15 protein-coding genes are annotated in these 15,333 nt (G+C 60.2%); 6 read left to right on the top strand and 9 right to left on the bottom strand.

From position 1 onward, the window contains the following. Positions 1 to 136: 136 nt before the first annotated feature. Positions 137 to 304, top strand: a complete 168-nt coding sequence (locus tag FZZ88_RS04250) for a DUF4278 domain-containing protein (protein WP_166016153.1) — start codon at positions 137 to 139, stop codon at positions 302 to 304. 80 nt (positions 305 to 384) lie between these two features. Next, complete coding sequence (locus FZZ88_RS04245; protein WP_166016151.1) at positions 385 to 603, top strand: hypothetical protein; 219 nt, start codon at positions 385 to 387, stop codon at positions 601 to 603. A 79-nt stretch (positions 604 to 682) separates the two neighbouring features. On the opposite strand, the gene FZZ88_RS04240 is transcribed toward FZZ88_RS04245, so the two are convergent. The 6 genes from FZZ88_RS04240 to FZZ88_RS04220 form a co-directional block, all read right to left on the bottom strand. Further along, entirely contained in the window at positions 683 to 1,357 is a 675-nt protein-coding gene (locus FZZ88_RS04240) for a DUF1028 domain-containing protein (RefSeq protein WP_166016148.1), read from the bottom strand. After that, positions 1,354 to 2,643 carry a Zn-dependent hydrolase gene (locus FZZ88_RS04235; protein WP_166016146.1) on the bottom strand — a complete coding sequence of 430 codons (1,290 nt, stop codon included), beginning with the start codon at positions 2,641 to 2,643 and terminating at the stop codon, positions 1,354 to 1,356. Before FZZ88_RS04235 ends, FZZ88_RS04240 begins: the two co-directional genes overlap by 4 nt. A gap of 94 nt (positions 2,644 to 2,737) precedes the next feature. After that, positions 2,738 to 4,762 carry an asparagine synthase (glutamine-hydrolyzing) gene (asnB, locus tag FZZ88_RS04230; RefSeq protein WP_166016144.1) on the bottom strand — a complete coding sequence of 675 codons (2,025 nt, stop codon included), beginning with the start codon at positions 4,760 to 4,762 and terminating at the stop codon, positions 2,738 to 2,740. Positions 4,763 to 4,771: 9 nt separating this feature from the next. After that, a complete protein-coding gene (locus tag FZZ88_RS04225; protein ID WP_166016142.1) occupies positions 4,772 to 5,887 on the bottom strand; it encodes an aspartate carbamoyltransferase in 1,116 nt (371 codons plus the stop codon). 161 nt (positions 5,888 to 6,048) lie between these two features. Next, on the bottom strand, positions 6,049 to 6,177 hold the full coding sequence (locus FZZ88_RS12120) for a hypothetical protein (RefSeq protein ID WP_255453043.1): 129 nt from the start codon (positions 6,175 to 6,177) through the stop codon (positions 6,049 to 6,051). A gap of 17 nt (positions 6,178 to 6,194) precedes the next feature. Next, the gene (locus FZZ88_RS04220; protein WP_166016140.1) at positions 6,195 to 7,625 is read right to left on the bottom strand and encodes a sodium:solute symporter family protein; all 1,431 of its coding nucleotides are present in this window, start codon (positions 7,623 to 7,625) and stop codon (positions 6,195 to 6,197) included. Positions 7,626 to 7,941: 316 nt separating this feature from the next. Here FZZ88_RS04220 and FZZ88_RS04215 point away from each other — a divergent pair, with 316 nt between their 5' ends. The 3 genes from FZZ88_RS04215 to FZZ88_RS04205 are packed head-to-tail and all read left to right on the top strand — an operon-like array spanning position 7,942 to position 11,278. Beyond that, positions 7,942 to 9,417, top strand: a complete 1,476-nt coding sequence (locus FZZ88_RS04215; protein ID WP_166016138.1) for a circularly permuted type 2 ATP-grasp protein — start codon at positions 7,942 to 7,944, stop codon at positions 9,415 to 9,417. Then, positions 9,411 to 10,406 (top strand): alpha-E domain-containing protein, encoded by a 996-nt coding sequence (locus FZZ88_RS04210; protein WP_166016135.1) that lies wholly within the window; start codon positions 9,411 to 9,413, stop codon positions 10,404 to 10,406. Before FZZ88_RS04215 ends, FZZ88_RS04210 begins: the two co-directional genes overlap by 7 nt. After that, positions 10,379 to 11,278, top strand: coding sequence for a transglutaminase family protein (locus FZZ88_RS04205; RefSeq protein ID WP_166016133.1), 900 nt, complete (start codon positions 10,379 to 10,381; stop codon positions 11,276 to 11,278). The genes FZZ88_RS04210 and FZZ88_RS04205 overlap by 28 nt, the downstream gene beginning before the upstream one ends. On the opposite strand, the gene FZZ88_RS04200 is transcribed toward FZZ88_RS04205, so the two are convergent. The 3 genes from FZZ88_RS04200 to FZZ88_RS04190 form a co-directional block, all read right to left on the bottom strand. Then, positions 11,266 to 11,757, bottom strand: a complete 492-nt coding sequence (locus FZZ88_RS04200) for a redox protein (RefSeq protein WP_166016470.1) — start codon at positions 11,755 to 11,757, stop codon at positions 11,266 to 11,268. The genes FZZ88_RS04205 and FZZ88_RS04200 overlap by 13 nt on opposite strands. A gap of 79 nt (positions 11,758 to 11,836) precedes the next feature. Then, positions 11,837 to 12,880 carry a GTP 3',8-cyclase MoaA gene (locus FZZ88_RS04195; protein ID WP_166016131.1) on the bottom strand — a complete coding sequence of 348 codons (1,044 nt, stop codon included), beginning with the start codon at positions 12,878 to 12,880 and terminating at the stop codon, positions 11,837 to 11,839. Continuing rightward, complete coding sequence (locus FZZ88_RS04190) at positions 12,877 to 13,449, bottom strand: molybdenum cofactor guanylyltransferase (protein ID WP_255606439.1); 573 nt, start codon at positions 13,447 to 13,449, stop codon at positions 12,877 to 12,879. Before FZZ88_RS04190 ends, FZZ88_RS04195 begins: the two co-directional genes overlap by 4 nt. Before the next feature lie 286 nt (positions 13,450 to 13,735). Here FZZ88_RS04190 and FZZ88_RS04185 point away from each other — a divergent pair, with 286 nt between their 5' ends. Beyond that, positions 13,736 to 15,277, top strand: a complete 1,542-nt coding sequence (locus tag FZZ88_RS04185; protein ID WP_166016128.1) for a NarK family nitrate/nitrite MFS transporter — start codon at positions 13,736 to 13,738, stop codon at positions 15,275 to 15,277. Positions 15,278 to 15,333 lie beyond the last annotated feature (56 nt).

Raw genomic sequence — 15,333 nt, 5'->3', positions numbered from 1 at the left:
GAACACCAACACCACGACTGAAAACGCTTGAATTGTTCTGTAGCAACAGCTACCGATCGTTCACTTCGCACCACGCGAAGCGCAGTTCGCCTCAGGCCATGGAACGGGGACCTGAGCTTGCTTCGAGGACCTTCCAATGACCACCCTTCTCTATCGCGGGCATCAGTACCAGCAAAAGAACGCCACTGAGGGCAAGCCCGGTGTGCAACTGGTCTACCGCCGAAACGTGTACCAATCCCGCCAGATCAACAGCCACCGCACTCCGGTGCAGCTCGTTTACCGCGGGGTGGGCTACACGCGCTAGGCCAACTTCTCAATCTGTAGCAACTCGAACATTCCAGTTCCGAGGATTAGGGCGTAATAGATCCAGCCTCAGCAACGACGTTGGATCTCATCACTTCCCGCCTCGACCAAGGCCTTGTGCAGGTGAACCCCTCCAGCGTGCACGGCGTCTTCTGGCTGCAAACCCACTTCCCAGCCAGCGAATGGGATGCCTTGCTGTCTGGCCAGGCTGCATTTGGAACAGATTGCATCGACGACCTCGTCAATGATGCGCGTCAAGCTGGTTTGAATGTGGAGTGGGAAGCCACAGTCCCCAGTTGAGCCATTCAGAGTTTTCCAAAAAGCCCTCGACACTCAGTGTTGATGGGCTTTTTTTAATGGCACAAACCAACTCGAATTATTAAGCCACCAACCGGTTGAGCATGGGCAACTCTGAGAGTTCATCCCTCCATTCCTGGGCCCAAAGTGCCTGGCTGCGTTCGTAAACCTCCATCAACTGTTCCACCGCACGCTCATGGAAATCAACCCGTAGGTCCAACAGCGGAAAGGCAGCTTCACCACTCACCTGCACCGCTGCTGAGGTGCAGAAATCGGAGCGGTGATCGCCTCCAGCAGCCTCCCCCGCCTGCAGGGCAGCCATCAGGCGTCGACCAAGTTTCCAGCTGGGATCGCTGGTGAGATACGCCTGCTCCATCGCCTCCACAACACCGTCGTCGACCAAACAATTGCCGGCGACAGACAGGTCACGCCGATGGCGGTGCCCAGCCCAAACCCCGCAATCCTGCCCCGTCCAACAGGCCGTTCGACCATCCAGGTCGATCAGATGAAACTGACGCCGATCACGATGCTGATCATCCGCCAGAAGGCTGGCCAAAACACTCTCCGCATCCGCACTCTGCTCCAAGCGTTCAAGGCCACAGATCCCCAGATAGGGATTGGTGTGGGCCTGGGTCGCCACAGCGCCAACTCCGGCGCGGATGTGGGGCACGGTGGATCCAACGGCCAGATGACAGGTGGCAACAGCCACGCCAAAGCGGCCGTTGCTTGGATCACGGGCCAGGATCGAAAAGGTCACGGCAGCTGGCGGTCGAGCCGCAGCAGCGTTTCCAAAAGCACCGCAGTGCCCGCCCAGCACTGTTCGTCGCTGGTGAACTCCGCAGCTGAGTGACTCAAACCGCCCCGACTGGGAACAAAAATCATGCCCATCGGCCAACGGCGACCAACCTCCTGCGCATCGTGGCTGGCTCGGCTGGGGAGATGGCTGTGAGACAAGCCGAGGTCGGCCGAGGCCTCAGCAATCGTGGCCATCACCACAGCATCAGCAGGGGTGGGATCAACACTGAACTGTGGGTCCACCGAAATCGGGCAGCCCGTTTCAGCACCAATGCTTTCGACCTGCTGCATCAACTCCTCCACCAATTGATCGAGAACAGTCGGATCAACATCCCTCAGGTCGACCGTCAGGGCGACAGCGCCGGGGACGACATTGGCGGCATTGGGCCAAACCTCCAGTCGACCCACGGTCGCCACAGGATCTCCTGGGTGGCGGGATGCCATGGCCTCGACGGCAAGAACAATGCGCGAAGCCGCAACGAGGGCATCCTGTCGCAGACCCATCGGTGTGGTGCCGGCGTGATTGGCCTGTCCCTGCACATTGATGCTGAACCGACGCTGACCAACCACACCCTCCACAACACCAATGGCATCGCCGCGTTGCTCGAGAACGCCGCCCTGTTCAACGTGCAACTCAAGAAAAGCCGCATAGGCCTCATCGGAGCGTCGGGCCGATGCCAGCGAAGGCCAGTGCCCCCCGATTCGCGCCAGATTCTCTTGAATCGACTGGCCGTTACTGGTGACATAACTCTCCGGGTTATCGGAAGCCGTCCCCACCAAGCCTTTGCAACCCACCATGGTCGACTCCTCGTCGGCAAAGGCGATCAACTCAATGCCGTGCCGCAGCCGCATGCCCTGGTCCTGAAGAGCGCGGCAGGCTTCCAGACCTGCAAGAACACCCAGGGCACCATCAAAACGCCCACCGGTGGGAACGGTGTCGAGATGCGACCCGGTTACCAAAGCAGGACGGCAGGGATCTAGGCCATCAAGACGCCCGATCAAATTGCCAGCGGCATCGACACGCACGTGCATGCCGAGCTGCTTCATCCAACTGGCGAGCAACTCGCGGCCCTGAACGTCTTCCGCTGAAAACCCGCGTCGACAAACGCTGCCGTCCGGCTTGGCGCCAATGCTGGCCAGCTGCTCAATCGTTCCAGCCAAACGTCCACGGTTTGGACTCGCCACAACATTGCTTGGCTCAATCTCAATTGCAGGGCTGATCTGAGAAGCCGAGATGAGCGATGGCAATGCCGTGACCTGCGTTTCAAAGGGAGAACAATTTTCACCCGAAAAAACACAGAAACCTGTAGCTAGCGCAACGATTTAATCCCGATCAAAGAATTCAAACGGGCATCAGCACCCGCCACCCCAGGCGGTCGGCCTCCCGACGGGCCAGGGCTGGCACGTCCTCTGCCACAAACATCCGGTGCAACATCTGCACACCCAGCAGATGATTGATCACGGCATCCATCTGCACACGCTCCGCATCGGTGGTGGCAGGGTCCGCATGACGTGCAAACAAGGCGCTAACGCCGGCCTTGCTCAATAAACCAGCGGCATCGATCGCCTCATCACTGAGGTAGTCATCGGCGAGTTGCTTCATCTGCTCCCACTTCTCGGGCTCCGTATGAGCTGGCGGCGCCATGAAGGCGAACTTCTCACGCCGATACAACACCTCCGGCAACAAACCCGCCATGGCTTCCCGCAACACGTATTTCTCGGTTTTTCCCTTAATCCGCAGTTCGGGAGGCACTTGCACGGCAACAGCGGCCAGATGGTGATCCAGGAAGGCCGGTCGCGCCTCCATGGAATTGGCCATGTCGACCCGGTCACCGCCCCAGGTCAAGATCTGGCCCTCCAACATGGTCTTGATCCAGACGTACTGGGCCTTGTCCAGGGCATGGCGCCCTTCAAGTTGATCCGCATCCAATTGCTCAGCAATCGCTTTACCCGGGGAGTAATCCTGCAGGGCTGCAGCATGAGACTCCGCCAGAAGCTCCGGCACCAAGGGCGCACAGGCCAGCCAAGGCTGCAGGCAACTGGGGGTAAAGCCAACCACCGCATCGAGGTCGGGATCGTCCACCTGGTTTTCAGCGAGCATCGCTCCCTGCACCAGGGCATTGGACTGCTGAAGCAAGGTTTCCCAGCTGGCGCGCTCCTCCTGAGGCAAGTCATCCAGACCGTGGAGGAACATGTCGCGGCGAAAGGCGGGATAACCACCGAACAACTCGTCTGACCCTTCACCGGTCATCACAACCTTGTAGTCAACGTTGTTGACATGGCGACTCATCAAGAACTTCGCCACCGCCAAGGTGTTGTAGATCGTTCGCTCCGCATGCCAGATGGTGCGCTCCATATGGCCATAGAGCTCCTGACCGGAGAGAAGCATCAGATCCTGCTCAGCCCCCGTGGCCTCGGCCATCTCCCGAGCAATCGGCGACTCGTCGTAACGGGCATCATCAAATCCGATCGTGAATGCCTTCACCGGTGCCTGGCTGACGGCTGACGCCAAACCGAGAATCGAACAACTGTCGATGCCACCGGAGAGATAACAACCCACAGGCACGTCGGCCACCATGCGCAGCTCGACCGCCTCCAGCAAGGACGCACGGACAGCAGCGATGTGGTCGGCCTCCGTGAGGCGACGATCGCGCTGATCCTGACGCGGAAAGTCGACATCCCAGTAGGTCGACTCCGACACCTCCAGCCGCCCATTCGCACGTTGCACCTTCAGCACATGGCCAGGCTTCACCTGCTGCACCCCAGCAAAGGCAGTGGTGCCAGGAACCATGGTCTGCATCAACTGGTGGAACAGACCCTCCGAAGTGAAGCGTCGCTCCACCGCCGGATGCGCGAACAGCACCTTCAACTCGGAACCAAACACCAGACCCTCAGGCGTCATCACCCAGTACTGCGGTTTGATGCCGAAGCGATCCCGCACCAGGTAAAGGCAATCCTCCGCGCGATCAAACAACGCAAAGGCAAATTCCCCGCGCAATAGAGGCAAGGTCGCCTCCAAGCCCTGGCGCTGATAAAGCCGGAGCAGGATCTCGGAATCGCTCTTGCTGCTGAAGCGCACCCCCTGGGCGGTGAGGTCCGCTCTGATGCGTTGAAAGTCGTAAAACTCACCGTTGTGCGCCATCAGCACCTCACCGTCATCGGTGAGAAAGGGCTGACGGCCACGTGACTCGTTCAGATCGATGATCGAAAGGCGGGCATGGCAGAAACCAACACCAGCCTGATCAAGCACCTCCACGCCAAAGCCATCGGGCCCGCGATGGGCCTGGATCGCCGCCATGTTGACCAGCAGCTGGCGGTCCACCGTCTGACGACGGTCTGCGTTGAAAACACCTCCGATTCCGCACATAACGCTCGCTCAGAAGACATCAATGACGCGTTCGGCCCGGTTCACCATGCAGGTGAGCAGCGCCATCCGCAGAAACACAGCTCCCCTGGCCTGGCTGAAGTACCAGTTGTGGGGTGTGTCATCAAGGCAGGTGCTCAATTCCGCTCCCCGCGCCAATGGGTGGAGCACGATCGCTTCAGGCTTGAACGGCATGTCGCGGGTGAGGCGAAATCCGCCTCCGTGCACTTCATAGGTATCGCCAACCCAGGCGATGGCGTTGATGTAAATGACATCCAGATCGGGCACTTCAGCCTGTAGATCGGTGCTGCAGCGCACCTTCATCCCGCAAGCCTCGAGCTCCCCCAACTGCCCTGGGTCAAACAGCTGCTGATCCGACTCCAGCCCGGGAGCATGAATCACCACCACCTCATCCACGGTCTGCGGGAATTTGGCCAAGATCCTCAGCAGTGAGCGAACCGTTCGCATGCGCGATGGAATCCCGACGATTCCGATGCGAATCCGATCAGCCGCAGCCACCTCAACTTCAGCAAGCTTGGGCCGCCACTTGAAGATCGTGTACAGATCCGCCATCGCCTGCGTCGGATGTTCATCAATGCCGTTGCCCGCATTGATGATCGGAATCCGCAGAGTTGACGTCATTGCATAAACAGCACCGGGATCGCTGTCCCGAAGCACCACGCAATCGCCGTAGTTGTTGAACATGTGGGCGACATCTTCCAGAGACTCGCCCTTGGCAATCCCGGTGGTAGCTCTGTCGGTGATGTTGATCGAGCTGCCACCAAGGCGATGCCAGGCACTGTCAAAAGAGAGACGGGTGCGCGTGCTCGGCTCGTAAAACGCGTTAATCAGAATCTTGCCGGTCAGCGGCGTGTTGTGGCGGCAATACCGATCTGGATTGCTCTCGAATTTCGCCGCCAGCCGAAACACCTGCAACAAGGCCTCAGGTCGAAACGGTTGGATCGACACCACATGCTGATTCACTAGATCCAGCAACGGCTCGCCGTCCTCGGCAATCGCGGCCAGCAGCTCCTGAGGTTGGTTCTGGCCATAGACATCGGGACCCATCGGCTGAAACCGAATCTGTACCGACGACGCTTCCACGACTGCTGAATTGGCCTGTGCCATAGCAAGATCGGATCAACACTCTGTTTGCCAAACCGAGTGCTAAAGCCAAGAACTACATCTTTTACCGGTAACAACAACAACACCCCTTCGTCCACGAAGAAAGAGCTTCTTAAGCAAAGATCCGGAAAAAATGTTCAGGTCGTTACTAATACTTGCAGCCATCACCACACACGATCGTTCCGCCACTCAACCCACCAAATCAGTAGCAACACGAACACAGACAGCACCAAGGCAAGCTGACTGGCCACCAGCAGAAACTGAAAGCCGGAGAGTCCAACGAGGCTGGCCATCAAAAAAAGATTTTGGATCATCCCTCCTCCTGCAACAAAGTGAAGTCAAACCGTTCCGGCCACGTGCGACTGCCGATCAGCATCACGACTGCTGACACGGCCGCCGAAAACACAGCGGCGCAGTAGGGCGCAATCAGCACATAGGCGAGCAGGCCAACAACGCTGCCAGCGATCATGGCCGCAATGGCAGCCGTGCGGTTGGCCGTGCGCCAGTACAGGCCGCACGCCACTGGCCAGACCGTGGAGGCCACCAACGCCCCGGTGAAGAACAGCACCGACGCCAAAGAATCAAGCCGCGGCCAGGACAGCGCCAGCGTGACGACCGCCAACCCCACCACCATCAGCCGCGCAGCCTGCTTGAGCTGCACGTCACTGGCCTGGGGCCGCAATAACCGGAAGTACACATCCTCCGCCAGAAGATCGGCAGTGGACGCCAGCAGCGAATCCAGGGTGGAGGTCAGCGAGGCGAACACCACCACAAACACCAGAGCAGCGCCGCCGGCGCCGAGCAGATCAGCTGCCATCACGGGGAACACCATGTTCACCTGCTCGAGAGGCAACTCACGCGCCAATGCCACCAGCCCGATGGAGCCCGTCACCATCGGCACGCTCATCCAGGCGACCCCCCCCAACACAAAGGAGGTCATCACCACCGAGCGACGGCTAGCGAAGACCCGAGACCACCAGATGTTGTTGTGAAACACCTCGCCCATCGAGAAGAGGGCGGAATTCCACGCGATCAACAAACCAGCAGGCAATAGCAGATCGAGCCGATCGGGATGCCGGGCAAGCAACGAGGCATGCACCTCGGGCATCGGGAATTGCCGGAAAGCGAGCACCGCCACCACCGCCAACAACACCATGATCAAGAGCGACTGGATGAAATCGGTGCCGATCACGGCCCGCATCCCCCCGAACAGGGTGTAAAGCGTGGCGACACCAATGACCACAACCATCCCCACGTGGTAATCGAAGCCTGAAAGGGCCTGCAGCAGCAGTCCGGCACCCATCGCCTGGGTCATCAGAAAACCCAGGGTGTAAATAGCGGTGATCACCATGAACACCCACCACGCCAGGCGCCCGTAACGCAACCGAATGAAATCGCCGCTGGTGCGTCCGTTGGGCATCAACTGCTTGATCCGCGAAGCCAGGGGGGCAAACAAGATCAGTCCAAGCCCTGCCAGGGCATAGCTGAACATGCCCCAAAGCCCGGTCTTGTAACCGAATTCAGGAGCAAGCAACGTGGTGTTGCCAGTGACCCATGAGGCCATCAACGTGGCGGTGCTTAGGGCCAGCCCAATGTTGCGCCCCGCCAGCATGTAGTCATCGGCATTGCCTTGACCACGCCGACCCCAGGCAATCCCGAGGGCAACCCAGAGAACGGAGAACAACACCACCAGCGCCCAAGCAATCCCTGGCTGGAGGAAGGGAACCGAGTCAGCGGACATCCGTCGACCCCCTGCGGTTCCAATAAAGGTGTCCGCGCAGAATCATCACCACAGTCGCCGCGGTTACGGCTGCACCGAGGGCAAAGATCAGTCGGGCCCAGAGCAATTCATCCAAAGCGAAGACCCTTTGAACTCCAGAAACAGATAAGCAAAAGAGTCTTCCCCGCCTGGCATTTCGCCCTCGATTCAGGTGCCTTCGGATACCCAAACATCAAGCGATCAGCGCCTTATCGCCTGAAATTGCGGAATGTGTAGCAACCACCACCCGAAGGGAAGTGGGGCGACGCATTGGATAGATATTGCTTACGCGACCAGGATGTTCACCGACTACAAACCCACGGTCGGATTCGACGAATATTTCTGCAGTGAAACGGCGAGGCCGCGCGAAGATCTAGCCACGCTGCTCGCATCGCTGGGGCAGATGGGGTTGCCCGAACTGAACCGCAGCCATGCCTCCGCCAGCCATCTACTGCGTCGCCTCGGCGCCACCTTCCGCCTGAACGATTCCGGCCTCAAAGGCAGTGAACGGATTCTTCCTTTCGATCCCTTGCCCCGGCTGATCGGACGCAGCGACTGGATCACCCTGGAGCGCGGACTGCTGCAACGCCTAGAAGCCATCGACTGCTTCCTCGCCGACATCTATGGCCCCCAAAAGATCCTTAACGACGGTGTGATCCCGCGAGAAGACGTTGAAAGTTCATCCGGCTGGCGCCCTCAGATGCAGGGCATCAGCCTGCCCCTCAACCGCTGGTGCCACATCTCTGGGCTCGACCTGATCCGGGACGGCAACGGCACCTGGCGTGTGCTGGAGGACAACCTGCGCTGTCCGTCGGGTGTGGCCTATTTCCTTGAAAACCGTCGGGTGATGAAACGGTTGTTCCCTGGCCTATTCGAAGGCCGTGCCGTTCAACCCATCGACGACTATCCCTCCCATCTGCTGCGCACCCTTCAAGACCTGGCGACCTGGAGTGACGCCCCACGCGTGGCGATCCTGACCCCCGGTGTGTACAACAGCGCCTATTTCGAGCACAGCTATCTAGCCCAGCAGATGGGCATTCCTCTAGTGGAAGGGCGCGATCTGGTGTGCGACAACGGCCGGGTGTGGATGCGCAGCACCAACGGCCTCAAGCCCGTGGATGTGATCTACCGCCGCATCGACGACGATTTTCTTGATCCCACCGTCTTCCGACACGACTCAATGCTGGGGGTGCCGGGCCTGATCGACGTGCTTCGGCAAGGACGGGTCGCCATCGCCAATGCCCCCGGCACAGGCGTCGCCGACGACAAGCTGATCTACGCCCACGTGCCAGCGATGATCCGCTACTACCTCGATGAAGAGCCGATCATCGAGAACGTTCCCACCTATCTCTGTGCCCGGCCAGAAGACCGCCGCTACGTGCTCGAACACCTTGAACAACTGGTGGTGAAATCGGTGGCGGAAGCAGGGGGCTACGGAATGCTGATCGGCCCCCAGGCCAGCCGCTCGGAGCTGGCTGACTTCGACTCAAAGATCCGTGCGAATCCCCGCAACTTCATCGCGCAGCCCACGCTGCAGCTCTCCACCGTGCCTTCCCTCAGTGACGGTGAGCTCTACCCCTGCCACGTCGATCTACGCCCCTATGTGCTGCGCGGCTCGAGCGACTGGGTGAGCCCTGGTGGGCTGACGCGGGTGGCCCTCAAGCGGGGCTCACTGGTGGTGAATTCGTCCCAGGGGGGCGGCTGCAAGGACACATGGATCGTCGAAGAACAACGGATCGCAGCAACGCAGCCAAAGGAGGCTGTGCCGTGTTGAGTCGCGTTGCCGATTCGCTCTACTGGATCAACCGCTATCTGGAACGCGCCGAAAACGTCTCACGTTTTCTGGAAGTGAGTGAAGCGATGGCGCTGGACTGTCCTCCAGGGAGCGCAGAACCATGGTTGCCGTTGGTGGAGGTGACAGAGGATCGGAACCGCTTCGACGTGGCCTATCCCGATGCCACTCCCAAACAAGTGGTGCGCTTCCTACTGCTGGACCGCAGCAATCCCAACAGCATCGTGAGCTGCATTGCGATGGCTCGGGAAAATGCAAGGCAGATCAGGGATGTGATCACCACGGAAATGTGGGAGCAGATCAATGATCTGCACTGGAGCCTGCAAGACGACGAAGACATCTGGCGGGAACCCGTGCAGGAGCAACTGCAGATCATCCGCCGCGGTTGCCAGCTCGTTTACGGGATCACCGACACCACACTGAGCCGCGATCTGAGCTGGCTGTTCAGCCAGCTGGGACGTCTGATCGAACGCGCTGACAAAACCTCCCGCATCCTCGACGTCAAATACTTCCTGCTGCTGCCGTCCACCGAGGAGGTTGGCGGGGTGCTGGATGAACTGCAGTGGATCACCCTGCTGCGCACGGCGGGCGCGTATCAGATGTACCGCCAGAGCGTCCAACAAGCGATCAGCCCCGCATCGGTGGCCCGCTTTTTGCTGCTGGATCCATTCTTTCCTCGGTCGGTGCGCTACTGCCTCCAGGGCATCAGCGACACCTTGCAACAGATCCAGCAGCACCCCAGCCAAGACACCCCGGATGACCTCGACTGTTTGCGCGGGCAGCTCCTGGCCCGCTGGAGCTACGTGCGGATCGACAACCTGATCGAATCCGGTCTGCATGAAGCGATTGACCGGCTTCAACAGGACCTCAATCAACTCCACATCCTGATCCAGACCCGCTACTTCACCAGCGCCGACCTCCGTTCCACCCCCACCGATCCAGCATGCGCGCTCTCATCGTTCACCGCCTGACGTATCGGTATGAGGCCACGGTCGTTCTGGGGGAGCATCGCCTCTGTCTGAAACCCAGGGGACAGGGGTTCCAGACCCTGCTGGACCATCACCTCAGCGTGCTGCCTGAACCTGAGCAACGTCGGGAACTGGTGGCCGCCAGCGGCGACGAAATCCAACGGCTCCACTTTCTTGGCAGCACCGAGCAACTCGTCTTTGAGGCCCGCAGTCTGGTGGAAACCCGGCCGGCACCACCGCTGCAGAGCTGCTTCAACGGACTCGAACCACCACTGCCCTACCCGCGGGGCCAACTCAACAGTGATCTGCAGGGCGCCTTAGAAGGCTGGTTGCCCAATGGCCAGCACGAACCCGCAGCCATCGACCTCACTCAGGAAGCGCTGATGGGCAGCAACCAACAGACCCTGGCCTTTCTGAATCAACTCATTGAACTGATTCAAGAGCGGGTGAAATACACCCAACGCCATGTGGGGCCGGCCTGGCCAGCGGGCCGAACCCTGCGCGAGCGAATCGGCTCTTGCCGAGATCTGGCCATGCTGATGGTGGCCTGCTGCCGCGTGGTGGGTCTTCCGGCCCGATTCGTGAGCGGATATCAACTGCAGCAACCTCCCCCGAACGAGTACGACCTCCATGCCTGGGCGGAGGTCTACCTACCTGGAGCGGGCTGGAGAGGCTTTGACCCCAGTGCCGGCAAGGAGGTCACCGAGCGCTATGTGGTGCTAGCCACCTCCTCCAAACCGGAACTCACCGCGGCCGTGAGCGGCAGCTTCAGCGGCCCCCCAGGAACAGCGAGTGAGCTGAATTGGCAGATTCAGATCAACGACGAAGCCTCCGGAACGGAGAACTCACAACACAACCTCGTTCAGGCCGCCTGAAGCAGAGGTTCCACCCCATGCAACTGGGGCTTCCGAGCAGAGCTATGGGTTGCAGCCATCAAGGCCGGGATCTCGGCGCTGTTGTAGACCCGAAATTCCCGCACAAGAGAGACGCCCTCCTCACGGACCGCCTGGTTCAGAACGACGGAGCCGTCGGGATCGGAAATCGAGCGGTGGAAGGTGCCGGGGGGAATGCGAAGGATGTCACCACCACTTTCCAGCCGAACGATGTGAAACGGCTCCTCCCAGGCCAGATTCACCAAAAAGAAGGTTCTCCCGCCACTCGCCGCCAGCAAATTGTCTTCCTGATGGGGATGCAAATAAAACTGCCAGGCTCCACTCTCAGGGTCGTTGGGTGGCGACACCGCAGGACCGCTGTGAATCACCAAGTCACGCGCGTTCGAGGTGTCCACAGTCACGTCGAAAAAACGAACCGATGGGGTGTCGCGAAAGCGCTCGTAGGCCAGCAGTTCGAACATCTCGATGGATCCTTGAAGATCCTTCAGCTGACCTGTTGTACCGGGAGCCTCACTCAAAAACGGTGACGATCACAACGGTTCAGCCCCCCAGATACGCCATCTCCGCATGCGTTGACGCACCGGCCTCTGGATCACGCTCCTCGCTGTAGCGGTCCTGGCGCCGCTGCCAAAGATCGCGTATGGCCTGCTCGAGGCAAGGCTCCGACGAGAGCACAGGCTTGAGATCCATGCCATGAGCGGAGAACAAACAGGTGAACGCCTGCCCATCGGCGGTGACACGCAACCGGTTGCAATCTCCACAGAACGGCTCACTGATGGAGGCGATCACACCGATGGATCCGGCGCCATCGCGATAGTTCCAACGCTGTGCCGTGCCACCCCTGGGGCGCCCCAGGGGTTCGAGCGGCCAACGGGCGTGAATGCGCTCCACCATCTGCGCCGCCGGCAGCACCTGGTCCAGCCTCCACTGATTGCGGTTGCCCACATCCATGAACTCAATCAAGCGCAGCTCCACCCCCTGCTGCCGCGCCAAACCGGCCAAGGGAAGAAGTTGATCATCATTCATCCCCCGTTGGATCACGGCGTTGAGCTTGAGTTCACCGGCCGAGGGGTCAAAACCAGCGGCACGAGCCGCCGAAATGCCGTCCTGCACCTTGCGCACCAACCGTTCACCGGCGACAGCGCCACCCTGGAGACCAGCCATGCGCGCTGCTGCCTCCCCTTCTGCTGCATCCAAGCTGATGGTGATGCGATTCAACCCTGCTGCGCGCAGCGACCGAGCCATCGGTTCCGAAAGCAAAACCCCATTGCTGGTAAGCGCCACCACTTCAAGACCTGCTACGGGATCTGATCGACGCCTCCGGGCCTGCGCCACCGCCTCAAGCAAGGGCAACAACCGGCGGCTCAACAACGGCTCTCCACCCGTGAGCCGTAGCGTTTGGGTTCCAAGGCGCGAGGCGACACGAATAACACGCATTTGCTGCTCAAGCGTGAGCAAGCCAGGGGGATCATCCACATCCGGACGGCAGTACGGACAGGCGAGATTGCAGCGGGCCGTCAGCGACAGCCGCAGTACTCCGAGGGGCCGGTTGAAACGATCTGCGAGCGGCAGCGAGGTGCTCATCCTTCCAACGCTGACAGATCTGCTGAGCAATTGGCATTCAGCAGAGCCTCTGCAGGCAACTGCACCGACTGATGAGGAACACGCATCAACCAGTCCATCCAGCGCAACTCTCCACGTTGCAATTGCTGATCGAGACAGGGGCGAAAGGGGGAGCCTGAAGGAATCACCGCCAACAACGGCTGCAGCCGCATACCGTCATGGGCCACCGCTGCTTGCTCAGGAGCACGGTTCCAGGCCGCGATGAGCTGAAGAAATACAGCCGTCCGCAAGCGCGGCATGTCCACCGGAAGCACCAGCAACGCCTCCCCGGGCGGAAGCGGCAGCACCCTGGCAAGCGCCTGCAGGGGGCCATTCCAAGGAGGGGGCTCCAACAGCACGGAACATCCGGGTCGGAGCCCCAGCACCTCTGCATGCTCGCGATGGCGACTCAACACCTGCACCGGATACCCCAAGGGCAGCAGCTGGTCGACCAACGCCGTTAGCCAAACACCACCGGATGGATGGGGCAACAGCGCTTTGTCACGCCCCATGCGACGGCTGCTACCGCCACTGAGCAAACAAACCCGCAAGCCTTGGTTCACATCTCTGATCAACAATCTGCACCAGCGAAGTCCAACAACCCAACAAAGTTGCAACCGCTACCAAATCATCCAGGCACAAGAACACCTGATCCAATCAATCAGCTCCATTGATGTTTGCGGAGGAACACAAAAACAGAAATTGGTAACCAATCTGACCAAAGAGTGGCCCGACGAATTGATTAACTGCGCGAGTTAAACGGATCTTCTTTTCGACCGTTTTGCCATCCCCGGGCACCCTTCGTTTTGACGCCCGAGGTTTCACTTCTTCTTCTCAATGCTTGGCGACCTCTGGTCGTTCCAGGGCAGGTATCGAACCCTTCACCTGACCTGGATCGCCTTCTTCCTGACCTTCGTGGTCTGGTTCAACTTGGCCCCTCTGGCCACCACCGTGAAAGCGGACCTCGGATTGACCGTTGGTCAGATCCGCACCGTGGCCATCTGCAATGTGGCCCTCACCATCCCGGCTCGCGTGCTGATTGGCATGCTTCTGGACAAATTCGGACCCCGGGTCACCTATTCCTCGATCCTGGTCTTCTCAGCCTTTCCCTGCCTGCTGTTTGCGTCCGCTCAGGACTTCAACCAGCTGGTGGTGGCACGTCTGCTGCTCTCCATCGTGGGCGCCGGCTTCGTGATCGGCATCCGAATGGTGGCCGAGTGGTTCCCTCCTAAGGAAATCGGCCTCGCGGAAGGGATCTACGGCGGCTGGGGCAACTTCGGCTCCGCCTTCTCCGCCCTCACCATGGTGGCCCTCGCTGGCTTCCTCTCCTTCTCCGGCGGCTTCGAACTGCCGACCGGCGCTGTTCTGAACTGGCGCGGTGCCATCGCCCTGACCGGCATCGTCTCCGCCGTCTACGGCCTCTTCTACTTCTTCAACGTCACCGACACCCCGCCTGGCAAGACGTACCAGCGCCCTGAGAAAACCGCAGGTCTGGAAGTCACCTCCATGCGCGACTTCTGGGGTCTGCTGGGCATGAACGTGCCCTTCGCAGCCATTCTCTGCGTGCTCTGCTGGCGTCTTGGCAAGGTGGGCTTCCTCACCCCAAGCACCTATCCGCTGGCCCTTGGTGCCGTCGCCGTCTGGTTTGCCTTCCAAACCTGGGGAATCATCCGCACCAACCGCGATCTGATTCTTGGCAACAAGGTTTATCCCAAGGAAGACCGCTACGAGTTCCGCCAGGTGGCGATCCTCGAGCTCACCTACATCGTGAACTTCGGCTCCGAACTGGCCGTGGTTTCGATGCTGCCCACCTTCTTTGAAACCACCTTCGATCTGCCGAAGGCCACGGCCGGAATCCTGGCCTCCTGTTTCGCTTTCGTGAACCTGGTGGCCCGCCCTGCCGGTGGTCTGATCTCCGACCGCGTCGGCAGCCGCAAGAACACCATGGGCTTCCTCACCGCCGGTCTCGGCGTGGGCTACCTGGTGATGAGCATGATCAAGCCGGGCACCTTCACCGGCACCACCGGCATCGCCGTTGCCGTGGTGATCACCATGCTCGCCTCCTTCTTCGTGCAGTCCGGTGAAGGCGCCACCTTCGCGCTGGTGCCCCTGGTCAAGCGTCGCGTCACCGGTCAGGTGGCCGGTCTAGTCGGTGCCTACGGCAACGTTGGTGCTGTGACCTACCTGACCATCTTCAGCCTCCTGCCGATGTGGATGGGCGGCGGCGGCGAACCCACCCCCGAGGTGATTGCTGCCTCCAACAGCGCCTTCTTCCAGATCCTGGGCGTCGCAGGTTTGGTCGTGGCCTTCTTCTGCTTCTTCTTCCTGAAGGAGCCCAAAGGGTCCTTCGCAGAGCTGCACGAAGGCGAAACGGCCTGATCCATCACCCTCCGCAGCACCCTGTCGCTGCACAACGACCCGGAGCTAAAGCTCCG

It is taken from the genome of Synechococcus sp. PH41509 (genome assembly GCF_020514285.1).
GTDB lineage: Bacteria > Cyanobacteriota > Cyanobacteriia > PCC-6307 > Cyanobiaceae > Parasynechococcus.
This window is presented reverse-complemented; position numbering and strand designations above follow the sequence as displayed.

What these genes read in the sequence shown, in the direction of transcription:
- FZZ88_RS04205 (WP_166016133.1), top strand. Translation starts at nt 10,379, where the DNA reads ATGCGCGCTCTCATCGTTCACCGCCTGACGTATCGGTATGAGGCCACG.
- FZZ88_RS04220 (WP_166016140.1), bottom strand. Translation starts at nt 7,625, where the DNA reads ATGTCCGCTGACTCGGTTCCCTTCCTCCAGCCAGGGATTGCTTGGGCG.
- FZZ88_RS04225 (WP_166016142.1), bottom strand. Translation starts at nt 5,887, where the DNA reads ATGGCACAGGCCAATTCAGCAGTCGTGGAAGCGTCGTCGGTACAGATT.
- FZZ88_RS04195 (WP_166016131.1), bottom strand. Translation starts at nt 12,880, where the DNA reads ATGAGCACCTCGCTGCCGCTCGCAGATCGTTTCAACCGGCCCCTCGGA.
- FZZ88_RS04200 (WP_166016470.1), bottom strand. Translation starts at nt 11,757, where the DNA reads ATGTTCGAACTGCTGGCCTACGAGCGCTTTCGCGACACCCCATCGGTT.
- FZZ88_RS04185 (WP_166016128.1), top strand. Translation starts at nt 13,736, where the DNA reads ATGCTTGGCGACCTCTGGTCGTTCCAGGGCAGGTATCGAACCCTTCAC.
- asnB (WP_166016144.1), bottom strand. Translation starts at nt 4,762, where the DNA reads ATGTGCGGAATCGGAGGTGTTTTCAACGCAGACCGTCGTCAGACGGTG.
- FZZ88_RS04215 (WP_166016138.1), top strand. Translation starts at nt 7,942, where the DNA reads ATGTTCACCGACTACAAACCCACGGTCGGATTCGACGAATATTTCTGC.
- FZZ88_RS12120 (WP_255453043.1), bottom strand. Translation starts at nt 6,177, where the DNA reads ATGGCCAGCCTCGTTGGACTCTCCGGCTTTCAGTTTCTGCTGGTGGCC.
- FZZ88_RS04250 (WP_166016153.1), top strand. Translation starts at nt 137, where the DNA reads ATGACCACCCTTCTCTATCGCGGGCATCAGTACCAGCAAAAGAACGCC.